We start from the raw sequence: 11,524 nt of genomic DNA, 5'->3' as shown, positions 1-11,524 counted from the left end.
CCGCGTGCCAGGAGCCCTGTGATGCTTCACAAGGTTGAGCTGCCTTACACCCGTTTTTTATCCCCTGATGGCCAGTTGCTTGGCGATCTTCCCGCCTGGGCCGACGATTTCAATCTGCTGACGCGCCTGTATCGGCAGATGGTCCTGACCCGCCTTTTCGATCAGAAAGCTGTCGCCCTGCAACGCACCGGACGCATCGGCACCTATGCGCCGACCCTGGGCCAGGAAGCCATTGGCGTGGCGGTCGGCAGCCTGATGCACGCCGAAGATGTGCTGATCCCGTATTACCGTGACACCGCCGTGCAGTTGATGCGTGGCGTGCGCATGGAAGAAATCCTGCTGTATTGGGGCGGCGACGAGCGTGGCAGCGACTTTGTCGACCCGGCGGTGGCTCAGGATTTCCCGATCTGCGTACCGATCGCTACTCAGGCTCTGCATGCCTGCGGCGTGGCCAGCGCGTTTAAAATCCGCGGTGAGCATCGGGTCGCCGTCACCACCTGCGGCGATGGCGGCACCAGCAAAGGTGACTTCCTGGAAGCCCTCAATGTCGCAGGCGCCTGGCAGTTGCCGGTGGTGTTTATAGTCAACAACAACCAATGGGCGATTTCGGTACCGCGGCGAATTCAGTGCGGTGCCCCCACTTTGGCGCAGAAAGCCATTGGCGCGGGCTTCCACGGCGAGCAGGTCGACGGCAACGACATACTCGCCGTTTATGACCGCGTGCTAGCGGCCCTCGAACGGGCGCGCCACGGTAAAGGCCCGGTGTTGCTCGAATGCCTGAGTTATCGCCTCGGCGATCACACCACGGCCGACGATGCCACGCGCTACCGCTCGGCGGACGAGGTCAAGCAGGCCTGGCTCGAAGAACCGATCAAACGCCTGCAACGGTTCATGGCCGGGCAAGGTGTATGGGACGAAGGCCGCGAACAGGCGCTGATCGGCGAATGCCAGGCGCTGGTGCAAAGTGCTGTGGATAACTTTGACGCGGCGGGTTTGCAGGCGCCGGAATCGGTGATCGATCATGTTTACGCGCAGTGGCCGCAGGCTCTGGCCGAACAGCGCGAAGAGTTCCTCGAACGAGTGGCGCGCCGGACGGGAGGTTCGGTCCATGAGTAACGGTAAGGTGACGCTGCTGGAAGCAGTGAATCTGGCGTTGCATCGGGCCATGCGCGAAGACGAGAACGTCATCGTCCTGGGTGAAGACGTCGGGGTGAACGGTGGGGTATTTCGCGCCACGCTGGGCCTGCGCGACAGCTTTGGTTTCAAGCGGGTGATCGACTCGCCGCTGGCCGAAACCATGCTCGGCGGGCTGGCGGTGGGCATGGCGGCCCAAGGCCTGAAACCAGTGGTGGAAATCCAGTTCATGGGGTTCATCTACGCCACCATGGAACACCTGGTGTCCCACGCCAGCCGCATGCGCAATCGTACGCGCGGGCGGATCACCTGCCCGATGGTGCTGCGCTCGCCGATGGGCGCCGGGATTCGCGCGCCGGAGCACCACAGTGAAAGCACCGAAGCACTGTTCGCGCACATTCCGGGGCTGCGGGTGGTGATCCCGTCCTCGCCGGCCCGGGCCTATGGCTTGTTGCTTGCGGCCATCGATGACCCGGATCCGGTGATCTTTCTCGAACCGACCCGACTCTATCGAATGAACCCGCAACCGCTGTTGGATGATGGCAAGCGCCTGCCGCTGGACAGCTGTTTCACCCTGCGCGAAGGCAGCGACCTTACCTTGATCAGTTGGGGCGCCAGTGTGATGGAAACCCTGCAGGCCGCGACGGTGTTGGCTGAACAGGGCGTTTCGGCGGAAGTGATCGATGTCGCCAGTATCAAGCCGCTGGACCTCGACACAATGGAGGCCTCGGTGCGCAAGACCGGTCGCTGCGTGATTGTGCATGAGGCGCCGCGCTCCTGCGGGGTCGGCGCGGAAATCGCCGCCAGTCTCTACGAACGGGTGTTGCTGGAGTTGCAGGCACCGATCCTGCGAGTCACCGCGCCAGACATTCCACCGCCGCTGTATCGGCTGGAATCGCTGTACATGCCCAGCGTCGAAGACATTCTGCACGCCTGCAACACCGTGCTGCATCACCCCTGAAGAGACGCCAGAGGCCGAGGAGGTTGTGATGAAATATTTCAAACTGCCGGATCTGGGCGAAGGCTTGCAGGAGGCGGAAATTGTCCGCTGGCACGTCAAGGTCGGCGATACCGTCAAGGCTGACCAATTGCTGGTGTCGGTGGAAACCGCCAAGGCGCTGGTGGACATTCCCGCGCCCTACGACGGCGTGGTGGCGAAAACCTTCGGCGGCGAGGGCGACATTCTGCACGTTGGAGAGCCGCTGCTCGGTTACGAAGGTGAAGCGGATGCGGGCACCGTGGTGGGACGCCTTGAGGGCGGCGGTACGAATCAGGAGGATGCATTTTTTATCGGCGCCGCGCCTTCGACCCGCGAACACCTGGCCAGCCGTGCCACGCCGGCAGTGCGTCAACTGGCTCGGCAGCTTGGCGTTGAACTGAGCGCATTGGTCGGCTCCGGCCAGGACGGCCAGATCACCCGCAGCGATGTGGAAAATGCGGCTCAGACGGAACGTGAGCGCTTCGGCGGTGAGAAGCTGCGCGGTGTGCGACGCAGCATGGCGCTGAACATGGCCAGGTCCCATGCCGAAGTGGTGCCGGTGACGATTTTCGGCGATGCCGATCTGCATCGCTGGGGGCTGGCGCGAGAACCACTGATTCGTCTGGCCAAGGCCATGGCGGCGGCCTGTGCGGTGGAGCCGGTACTCAACAGCGCCTTCGATGGCAAAACCCTGTCGCTCAAACAACACCAACGGCTCGATCTGGGCATTGCTGTGGATACGCCGGACGGTTTGTTCGTGCCGGTGTTGCGCGATGTCGGCAATCGCACGTCAGCAGACTTGAAAGAAGGCGTGATGCGCCTGCGGGCCGATGTGCAGGCGCGCTCGATCCCGCCCAAGGAGATGATGGGCGCGACGCTGACCCTGTCGAATTTCGGCACCTTGTTCGGCCGCTATGCCAACCCGGTGGTGGTGCCGCCGCAAGTGGCGATCCTCGCCGCCGGGGCGATCCGCGATGAACCGGTGGCGGTCGAGGGCGCGGTGGCGGTGCATCCGATCCTGCCGCTGTCCCTGACCTTCGATCACCGTGTAGTGACTGGCGGCGAGGCTGCGCGGTTCTTCAAGGCTCTGGTGACGGCGCTGGAACAACCCGAGGCCTGACGTTTTGCGGGCATGAAAAAGGCCCTGAGCCATTGGACTCAGGGCCTATTCAATTCGGGCATTGCTTACTTTGGCGTCTTGGCGGCTTTGGCTGGCTTGGTCGGCTCAGCGGGCGCCACTTCAACAGGTGCAGCGACTTCAACGGGTGCAGCCTTTTCAACGACTTCAGCCGGCACATTCAGCAGTTCGGACAGCGCGTCCGGCTGGCTCTTGAATGCCTTGGCGAACACATCACGGTTCTTCGCCATGTAGATCCCGGCTTCTTCCACTTGCTGTTCGGTCAGGGACGGAACGGCTTTTTGCAACACTTCAGCCAGCAATTCGGCCAGTTCGAGCATTTTGTCATGACGGTCAGCTTCGGCTTTATCCATGAACAAGCGCTCCAGATCTCGGCTGCTGCGGTATACCACTTCGACGGCCATTCACCACCTCACATGCCTTCACATTTAGTTGTCTTTGCGACTACTGTATCTATATACAGCGAAAAGGATAAGCGAATCCCTGCGCTTTGGGTAGTGGCTTTTTAATGTAGACCGTAATCGGCGTTTGTCAGGTGAACCGTGGCGCAGCCATCGCGAGCAGACACCACAGAAGTGTCCAGTAGCAGCCCATCGCCATCTCACCCCACAGCCTCTGGCCTTTTTTCTGCATGCAGAACAACCGTCACGTCCAACCCGCATCATCCGCTCGAACCGAGCTAAGGAAAAATCATCGTGAAAATCAACTGGGCCGAGAACCTGCGGCAGAACGTGCACCAACTGGCCGAGTCCCTGGGCAACCTGTTCGTCGAGACCTTCCACTACCTGGCGCTGTTCGCCATCGGTGCGGTGACCGCTTGGGCTGCGGTCATGGAATTCCTCGGGATGCTGGAGAAAGGGAACATCAAGATCGATGACATCTTGCTGCTGTTCATCTACCTGGAACTGGGGGCGATGGTCGGGATTTACTTCAAGACCAACCACATGCCGGTGCGTTTCCTGATCTATGTGGCGATCACCGCGCTGACGCGGCTGCTGATCTCCAACGTCTCGCACCACAATCCGCCGGACCTGGGGATCATCTACCTGTGCGGCGGGATTCTGCTGCTGGCGTTTTCGATTCTGGTGGTGCGTTACGCCTCGTCGCAGTTCCCTTCGGTGAAGATCGAACACCCGCAGCGCAAGATCGGTGCGGGTTCCGGTGAACATCCTGAAGTGGAGAAGGGCGAGCTTTAAAGCCCCATGGCGGGCCAGGGCCGGGATTTGACCAAGGGCGGCGGCGGGTTGCGATTGTCGCCGTCGGTCATGGCTTCGAGGATGGCCACGGCGCTGTGGCCTTGTTCGATGGCGATGCCGAACTGAATGCTCTGCACCAGGCGTTTCAGGCGCTTGGGGTCATTGCGCTGTTCGGCGCTGATCATCCGTTTGGCCGCCACGCGGCCACTTTTGGAGAGGGTCAGCATGATGCTGCCGTCCAGACCCTGAATGCTCAGGTTGATTTGATACTCCGGAGCAAAGGCATCGGTAATGATCTGAAAAGGGTTGTCCATAATGCGTCACCGCCTGATTGAACGTGCAGTTGTTGACGGCCGTGATCGGGATTAGTTCGCGACACCAGACCACCGGCCTTCCATGTTCATGTACTTCCATCCGTGCAACGTAGGAGGCAAAGCAAGGGGCATGCCGGGAAAACGATGGGGTAGTGAACACGGCAAAAAGAAGGCGGGCACTCTGGCCCGCCTTCTTTTTGCCTGCCCGTTTCAGGGCATGAATGAGTAGATGATCGCAGACAGTGCAATCAAGCCGATCAACACCACGAACACGTTCGAGGCCTGGCCCGAGTACTGGCGCAAGGCCGGCACGCGGCGGATGGCGTACATCGGCATCAGGAACAACAGGCACGCGATGATCGGCCCGCCGAGGGTTTCGATCATGCCCAGGATGCTCGGATTGAAAGTCGCCACGGCCCAGCAGCTGAGGATCATGAACAGCGCAGTGATGCGGTTCAGCCAACGGGCGGACATGACTCGACCACGGCCACGCAGGCTTTTCACGATCAGGCCCTGAAAGCCTTCGCTGGCGCCGATGTAATGGCCGAGGAAGGATTTGGTGATTGCCACCAGCGCAATCAGCGGCGCGGCGTAAGCGATGATGGGTGTCTGGAAATGGTTGGCCAGGTACGACAGGATCGAAATGTTCTGTGCCTTCGCAGCGGCCAGATCCGCCGGGGACAACGCCAGCACGCAGCTGAAGCAGAAGAACATCACCGTGACGACCATCATGGCGTGCGCGATCGCCAGAATTCCGCTGCTTTTGCGTTCGGCTTGCTCGCCGTAACGCTGTTTCTGATCGACGGCGAAGGCGGAGATGATCGGCGAATGGTTGAACGAGAACACCATTACCGGGATCGCCAGCCACAGCGTCTGGAAGAACAACGGCATGGGCATGCCTTCACTGGCGGTGGCGAAGAACGCGCCGTTCCAGTTTGGAATCAGGCTGATACCGAGCAGCAACAACGCCGCGACGAACGGGTAAACCAGCACGCTCATGCATTTGACGATGACGCCCTGACCGCAACGGACGATGGCCATCAGGCCGAGAATCAGCCCCAGCGATAGAATCGCCCGAGGCGGTGGCGTCATGTGCAACTGGTGCTCCATCAGGCTGCTCAGGGTGTTGGTCAGCGCCACGCTGTACACCAGCAGAATCGGGAAGATCGCGAAGAAATACAGCAGCGTGATCAGCTTGCCGGCGCCGATGCCGAAGTGTTCTTCCACCACTTCGGTGATGTCCCCGGAACGACCGGATAACACGAAACGCGTCAGGCCGCGGTGGGCAAAGAATGTCATCGGAAATGCCAGCACAGCCAGAATCAGCAGTGGCCAGAAACCACCCACGCCGGCGTTGATCGGCAGGAACAGCGTGCCGGCGCCAATCGCCGTGCCATAGAGGCCGAGCATCCATGTGGTGTCGTGCTTGCTCCAGCCCTTGTGGGTTATTTCGCGATTACGTGTCAGGTCTACAGCAGGATTATCGGCGGCAGGTGTATGTATTTCGGTCATCGGTATCGCCTCGTTATTATTTTTGCTCGGGCTCACGCGAAACGGTCAGAAAATGCGCCTCAGCATTCCACCCAGCTCACCGCCAGGCCGCCCCGTGAAGTTTCTTTGTATTTGTCGTGCATGTCGGCGCCGGTATCGCGCATGGTGCGGATCACCCGGTCCAGGGAAATGAAGTGTTTGCCATCACCGCGCAGGGCCATTTGCGTGGCGTTGATCGCCTTGACGGCGGCAATCGCGTTGCGCTCGATGCACGGCACTTGCACCAGGCCGCCGACTGGGTCGCAGGTCAGGCCGAGGTTGTGTTCCAGGCCGATTTCGGCGGCGTTTTCCAGTTGCTCCGGGGTGGCGCCGAGCACATCCGCCAGACCGGCGGCGGCCATGGCGCATGCCGAGCCGACCTCACCCTGGCAGCCGACTTCGGCGCCGGAGATCGAAGCGTTTTTCTTACAGAGAATGCCTACAGCGGCGGCGCCCAAAAAGAACGCGACGACATCATCGTCCGATGCGTCCGGGTTGAATTTCATGTAGTAGTGCAGCACGGCGGGAATGATCCCCGCCGCCCCGTTTGTAGGCGCGGTGACCATGCGCCCGCCCGCCGCGTTTTCTTCGTTCACGGCAAGGGCGAACAGGTTGACCCACTCCATGGCCGACAGGGTGGAGCTGATGACATTCGGTTTGCCGATTTCCAACAGGCTGCGGTGCAATTTCGCGGCGCGGCGCGGAACATTCAGCCCGCCCGGCAGGATGCCTTCGTGACGCAACCCTTGCTCGACGCACTCGCGCATCACCGACCAGATGTGCAGCAGCCCCTGGCGGATCTCGGCGTCGCTGCGCCAGACCCGTTCATTGGCCATCATCAGCTCGGAAACCCGCAGGCCGTGCTGCTTGCACAGCATGAGCAATTCGGCGGCACTGGAGAAATCGTACGGCAGCACCACGTCGCTAGCCGGTGCCATGCCTGACTCGGCTTCGGCCGCTTCGATGATGAAACCGCCGCCCACCGAGTAATACGTCTGCTCGAACAGCTCACCGGTTTCACCGAAGGCTGTCAGGGACATGGCGTTAGGGTGGTAGGGCAGGCTCTCGTCGAGCAGCAGGAGATCGCTCTTCCAGTTGAAGGGGATGATCGATTGACCTGCCAGACTCAGTTCGCCGGTCTCACGCAAGGTTTGGATTCGGCTGTCGATGGACGTGGGATCGATGCTGTCCGGCCATTCGCCCATCAGGCCCATGATACAGGCACGGTCGGTGGCATGGCCGACGCCGGTGGCCGAAAGCGAACCATAGAGTCGGATTTCTACCCGCCGTACGTCGTCCAGCAAAGCTTGATCGATCAGGGCTTGGGCGAAGGTCGCGGCGGCGCGCATCGGGCCGACGGTGTGGGAACTGGACGGACCGATGCCGACTTTGAAGAGATCGAAAACACTGATAGCCATGCTAAAGCCTATACAAGCAATGGAAGAGAAATCGCTGCCATTTTTGTAGGACAAGCGCAATGTCGGCGATACTGCCTACCTCGGTCCTACGTGACCAACGAAACTTCCTAAGAAAGCCTTTAGCAGGACTAAACGATGAGTCGCCAATTGCATGCCCAGACTTACGTCTGGCTGCACGTGTTTTCCTGTGCCGCGCGGCACTTGTCCTTCACCCGCTGCGCCGAAGAACTGCACATCACGCCGGGGGCGGTCAGTCAGCAAATTCGGCAACTGGAAGAGCGGCTGGGTTTTCGCCTGTTTCATCGGCGCGCCCGTGGCGTGGAATTGAGCGCTGAAGGCCAGCGACTGGCCATCACTGTCAACGAGGCCTACGGCAGCATCGACGCAGAATTGCGACGATTGGATGCGGGAATGATCAGCGGGATTCTGCGGGTGCGCTCGATCCCGTCGTTCCTGAGCAAATGGCTGACTCCGCGCCTGCCACGTTTGCAGCAGCGTTTTCCGGATATCCAACTGCGTTTGGTGGCTGAGGACAGCAGCGTCTCGTTGCACGAAGGCGACTTCGATCTGGCGATCGATCTGAACGACGGCAGTTATCCCGGATTGTTATCCACAGCCTTGCTGGACGAACAAATCTTTCCGGTGTGTGCCCCGAGCCTGTTGCGCGGGCGCCCGCCGCTGCACGGCCCGGCAGACCTGATGCATTTTCCGCTACTGCACGACATCACCGCCTGGCGCGGCAGTTACGAGTACGCGGAATGGGAGTTTTATCTCAACGCCATCGGCTTCGAAGGCGCGGATGTACGGCGCGGGCATACCTTCAATCGCAATCACCTGACCATCGAAGCGGCAATTGCCGGGATGGGCGTGGCGATTGCGCGGCGCACGCTGCTCAATGACGAACTGGAACGCGGGACGTTGATCGTGCCGTTTGGCTTGGCGGTGCCGAATCACAAGCGTTACGTGCTGCTCTATGCACCGGGCGCGCTGAGCCATCCGAGCGTACGCGCGGTGCATGACTGGCTGGTGGAGGAGGCGGGGATATTTCGTAGTCTGCACCCGCTGGCGGAGCGGCAGATGTGAGCAGCTAAGACATCAAGCAGGGGCGACCGAACTCCCGACATTAACAGCGCTTTTGCCCGTTGTCCGGCTTTTTTTACGTATGAATATTTATCTTTTTTTAGGGGTTGAATTATCCAGCGTACACACCGATTGTGTAACCAAGAGGTCACGGTGATGACGCCCAAGGGCTAACTGACCGGCCTCTCGCGAGCTAGCTGAAATAAGGGATGAACTATGCAAATCCAAGTCAATAGCGATAACCATATTCAAAGCAGTAAACGACTGGAGGAGTGGGTACGTACTACCATTGAGAGCACGCTCGAACGTTATGAAGAGGACCTGACCCGCGTCGAGGTCCATCTGCGGGACGAGAACGGCGACAAGCCGGGCCCCCATGACATACGCTGCCAGCTGGAAGCGCGGCCAAAAGGCCACCAGCCGATTTCCGTTACCCATAAAGCCGACTCCCTGGAACTGGCGATCGACGGGGCGGCCGAAAAACTTGAACATGCGCTGGAGCATATGTTTGGCAAATTACGCGGCAAACCACGTGCCGCTGTCGTGCCGTTCGAGAGGGGCGCTCATGCTGACGTCCTGCTGGAAGAAGAATTTCTCGAGAACGAACAGGCTGCGCTCAACGGCTGAGGCCTGAGGCTGCTTTTACCTTCCCACTAAAAAAACGGGCCTGCATTGCAGGCCCGTTCTTGTTTCTGGATTTAGTGATTCCTGGGCGTGTTCCAATGCCAGTCAACAGGTACGGAACCTGTGGGAGCGGGCTTGCTCGCGAAGGCGGCTGTACAGGCACCGAAAAACCTCAGGACTGCCGCGCTACCGCAAAAACGCCTGCCGATATTCTCCCGGCGCTCCTCCCAAAGCCTGCCGAAACCGGTTGGTGAAATGACTCGCACTGGCAAACCCGCAGGCCAATGCAATCTCCCCCAATGGCCGCGACGTCCCGCGCAATAACTCCCGCGCCCGACTCAGTCGCCGCGCCAACACATACTGATGCGGCGGCAGCCCGAAGCTCACACGAAACATCCGCGCAAAATGATATTCCGACAGCGCACACAACGCCGCCAACTGTCCGAGGCTGATCGCTTCGGCCAACTGACTGTCGATGAACTCCACCAACCGCCGCCGCTGGTGCGCGGCCAATCCGCCCTTGAGGCGCAAGCCCTGACGCACGCCGACCTGGCTGAGCAACGTATGGCTGAGCATCTCGTGGGCCAGGCTGCTGGTGAGCAGGCGTTCGCCCGGTTCGTCCCAGTTGAGGGCGATCAACTGCCGAAAGCGCCGGGCCTGCTGCGGGTCTTCGAGGAACGTGCGCTCGTGCAACTGTAATTCCCGGGGTTCGCGATCCAGTAGCGTGACGCAACCAAGGGCATATTGTTCGGCGCTGAAATACAGGTGGGCCAGGCGAATGTCGCCGTTGATCACCCAGCCGGACTGATGGTCGGCCGGCAGAATGCACAGCTTGTCCGGGCCGCCCTTGTTGCCGGGCTGATCGCGGCGAAAGGTGCCGGTGCCGCCGGCGATGTAGCACGACAAGGTGTGATGGCTCGGCGCTTCGTAGTCCTGGGCGTCGTGGTGGTTGTTCCACAAGGCTGCAGCCATACCGTCACCGAGCTCGGCGCTGTGCTCCAGGCGAGCATTGGGCGAGCGGTTGAGGGCTTGAAAGACTTGCAGCGTTTCCAGTGCGGCCATGATCGGTTCTCTCCAACGCCTTGCATCCTACTCCGTAGACGTTGGCCTGCCAGCCCGGCGGCCGACAAAAGCGCAAGTTTATGCAAGTGCAAAAGGGGGGCACGTTGGACACTGAAGGCCTATTCAGGAGTCTGGTCATGAATCTCTCGTTATACCTGCTGACCGTGCTGATCTGGGGCACCACCTGGATCGCCTTGAAATGGCAACTGGGCGTTGTGGCCATTCCAGTATCGATCGTCTACCGCTTTGGCCTCGCCGCGCTGGTGCTGTTCGTGATGCTGTTGCTCAGCCGGCGCCTGCAAGTGATGAACCGTCGCGGGCATCTGATTTGCCTGGCGCAGGGTCTGTGCCTGTTCTGCATCAATTTCATGTGCTTCCTCACGGCCAGCCAGTGGATCCCCAGCGGTCTGGTCGCCGTGGTGTTTTCCACCGCCACGCTGTGGAACGCCTTTAATGCGCGGGTGTTCTTCGGTCAGAAAATTGCCCGTAACGTGCTGATGGGCGGCGCGTTGGGCTTGCTCGGACTTGGCCTGCTGTTCTGGCCAGAGCTGGCCGGCCATACCGCGAGCCCGGAAACCTTGCTCGGATTGGGTTTGGCGTTACTCGGAACCTTGTGCTTCTCGGCGGGCAACATGCTGTCGAGTCTGCAACAGAAAGCAGGCCTCAAACCCCTGACCACCAACGCCTGGGGCATGGCTTACGGCGCGGCGATGTTGTCGGTGTGGTGCCTGGTCAAAGGTGTCCCGTTCGATATGGAATGGAATGCCCGTTACATCGGCTCGTTGCTGTATCTGGTGATCCCGGGCTCGGTGATCGGCTTCACCGCCTACCTGACGCTGGTCGGACGCATGGGGCCGGAGCGGGCGGCGTATTGCACCGTGTTGTTCCCGGTGGTGGCGCTGAATGTGTCGGCGTTTGCCGAGGGTTATCAATGGACCGCGCCGGCACTGGTGGGGTTGGTGTTGGTGATGTTGGGTAACGTGTTGGTGTTTCGTAAACCCAAGGCCCCGATGGTGCAGGGGAACGGCAAGTTGGCTTGAGCTGAATAA

11 protein-coding genes and 1 pseudogene are annotated in these 11,524 nt (G+C 60.5%); 7 read left to right on the top strand and 5 right to left on the bottom strand.

The window, feature by feature from the left end; translation table 11 throughout:
- Positions 1–21: 21 nt before the first annotated feature.
- From pdhA to LOY38_RS24970, 3 genes are read left to right on the top strand one after another with little or no spacing between them, the layout of a single operon-like run.
- Positions 22–1,116 (top strand): pyruvate dehydrogenase (acetyl-transferring) E1 component subunit alpha, encoded by a 1,095-nt coding sequence (gene pdhA, locus LOY38_RS24980; RefSeq protein WP_258697496.1) that lies wholly within the window; start codon positions 22–24, stop codon positions 1,114–1,116.
- Positions 1,109–2,095, top strand: coding sequence for an alpha-ketoacid dehydrogenase subunit beta (locus LOY38_RS24975; protein ID WP_258697495.1), 987 nt, complete (start codon positions 1,109–1,111; stop codon positions 2,093–2,095). Before pdhA ends, LOY38_RS24975 begins: the two co-directional genes overlap by 8 nt.
- A gap of 28 nt (positions 2,096–2,123) precedes the next feature.
- On the top strand, positions 2,124–3,233 hold the full coding sequence (locus LOY38_RS24970) for a dihydrolipoamide acetyltransferase family protein (protein WP_258697494.1): 1,110 nt from the start codon (positions 2,124–2,126) through the stop codon (positions 3,231–3,233).
- Between the two features lie 182 nt (positions 3,234–3,415).
- Here the strand turns inward: LOY38_RS24970 and LOY38_RS24965 are convergent.
- Positions 3,416–3,655, bottom strand: a pseudogene (locus tag LOY38_RS24965) (YebG family protein); the annotation flags it as partial.
- Positions 3,656–3,946: 291 nt separating this feature from the next.
- Between LOY38_RS24965 and LOY38_RS24960 the strand changes: the two are divergent.
- Entirely contained in the window at positions 3,947–4,447 is a 501-nt protein-coding gene (locus tag LOY38_RS24960) for a phosphate-starvation-inducible protein PsiE (RefSeq protein WP_258697493.1), read from the top strand.
- On the opposite strand, the gene LOY38_RS24955 is transcribed toward LOY38_RS24960, so the two are convergent.
- The 3 genes from LOY38_RS24955 to LOY38_RS24945 form a co-directional block, all read right to left on the bottom strand.
- Positions 4,444–4,761 carry a DUF3509 domain-containing protein gene (locus LOY38_RS24955; RefSeq protein ID WP_258697492.1) on the bottom strand — a complete coding sequence of 106 codons (318 nt, stop codon included), beginning with the start codon at positions 4,759–4,761 and terminating at the stop codon, positions 4,444–4,446. The genes LOY38_RS24960 and LOY38_RS24955 overlap by 4 nt on opposite strands.
- Before the next feature lie 210 nt (positions 4,762–4,971).
- Positions 4,972–6,273, bottom strand: a complete 1,302-nt coding sequence (locus LOY38_RS24950) for a serine/threonine transporter (RefSeq protein WP_258697491.1) — start codon at positions 6,271–6,273, stop codon at positions 4,972–4,974.
- A gap of 59 nt (positions 6,274–6,332) precedes the next feature.
- A complete protein-coding gene (locus tag LOY38_RS24945) occupies positions 6,333–7,709 on the bottom strand; it encodes an L-serine ammonia-lyase (protein ID WP_258697490.1) in 1,377 nt (458 codons plus the stop codon).
- Positions 7,710–7,844: 135 nt separating this feature from the next.
- Between LOY38_RS24945 and LOY38_RS24940 the strand changes: the two genes are divergently transcribed.
- Positions 7,845–8,792 carry a LysR substrate-binding domain-containing protein gene (locus LOY38_RS24940; RefSeq protein WP_258697489.1) on the top strand — a complete coding sequence of 316 codons (948 nt, stop codon included), beginning with the start codon at positions 7,845–7,847 and terminating at the stop codon, positions 8,790–8,792.
- Between the two features lie 213 nt (positions 8,793–9,005).
- Positions 9,006–9,416, top strand: coding sequence for an HPF/RaiA family ribosome-associated protein (locus LOY38_RS24935; RefSeq protein WP_258697488.1), 411 nt, complete (start codon positions 9,006–9,008; stop codon positions 9,414–9,416).
- Positions 9,417–9,599: 183 nt separating this feature from the next.
- Here LOY38_RS24935 and LOY38_RS24930 read toward each other — a convergent pair whose 3' ends face one another.
- Positions 9,600–10,475 (bottom strand): helix-turn-helix domain-containing protein, encoded by an 876-nt coding sequence (locus LOY38_RS24930; protein WP_258697487.1) that lies wholly within the window; start codon positions 10,473–10,475, stop codon positions 9,600–9,602.
- Positions 10,476–10,612: 137 nt separating this feature from the next.
- Between LOY38_RS24930 and LOY38_RS24925 the strand changes: the two genes are divergently transcribed.
- Positions 10,613–11,515, top strand: a complete 903-nt coding sequence (locus LOY38_RS24925) for a DMT family transporter (RefSeq protein ID WP_258697486.1) — start codon at positions 10,613–10,615, stop codon at positions 11,513–11,515.
- Positions 11,516–11,524: the final 9 nt, after the last annotated feature.

The organism is Pseudomonas sp. B21-015 (assembly GCF_024749285.1).
Classification (GTDB): domain Bacteria; phylum Pseudomonadota; class Gammaproteobacteria; order Pseudomonadales; family Pseudomonadaceae; genus Aquipseudomonas.
The sequence above is the reverse complement of the archived record's forward strand: the minus strand, read 5'-3'. Positions and strand labels throughout refer to the sequence as shown.

Bases quoted from the DNA above. Each gene is read 5' to 3' on its own strand.
- LOY38_RS24955 (WP_258697492.1), bottom strand. From the start codon at position 4,761: ATGGACAACCCTTTTCAGATCATTACCGATGCCTTTGCTCCGGAGTAT.
- LOY38_RS24970 (WP_258697494.1), top strand. From the start codon at position 2,124: ATGAAATATTTCAAACTGCCGGATCTGGGCGAAGGCTTGCAGGAGGCG.
- pdhA (WP_258697496.1), top strand. From the start codon at position 22: ATGCTTCACAAGGTTGAGCTGCCTTACACCCGTTTTTTATCCCCTGAT.
- LOY38_RS24935 (WP_258697488.1), top strand. From the start codon at position 9,006: ATGCAAATCCAAGTCAATAGCGATAACCATATTCAAAGCAGTAAACGA.
- LOY38_RS24950 (WP_258697491.1), bottom strand. From the start codon at position 6,273: ATGACCGAAATACATACACCTGCCGCCGATAATCCTGCTGTAGACCTG.
- LOY38_RS24975 (WP_258697495.1), top strand. From the start codon at position 1,109: ATGAGTAACGGTAAGGTGACGCTGCTGGAAGCAGTGAATCTGGCGTTG.
- LOY38_RS24930 (WP_258697487.1), bottom strand. From the start codon at position 10,475: ATGGCCGCACTGGAAACGCTGCAAGTCTTTCAAGCCCTCAACCGCTCG.
- LOY38_RS24925 (WP_258697486.1), top strand. From the start codon at position 10,613: ATGAATCTCTCGTTATACCTGCTGACCGTGCTGATCTGGGGCACCACC.
- LOY38_RS24945 (WP_258697490.1), bottom strand. From the start codon at position 7,709: ATGGCTATCAGTGTTTTCGATCTCTTCAAAGTCGGCATCGGTCCGTCC.
- LOY38_RS24940 (WP_258697489.1), top strand. From the start codon at position 7,845: ATGAGTCGCCAATTGCATGCCCAGACTTACGTCTGGCTGCACGTGTTT.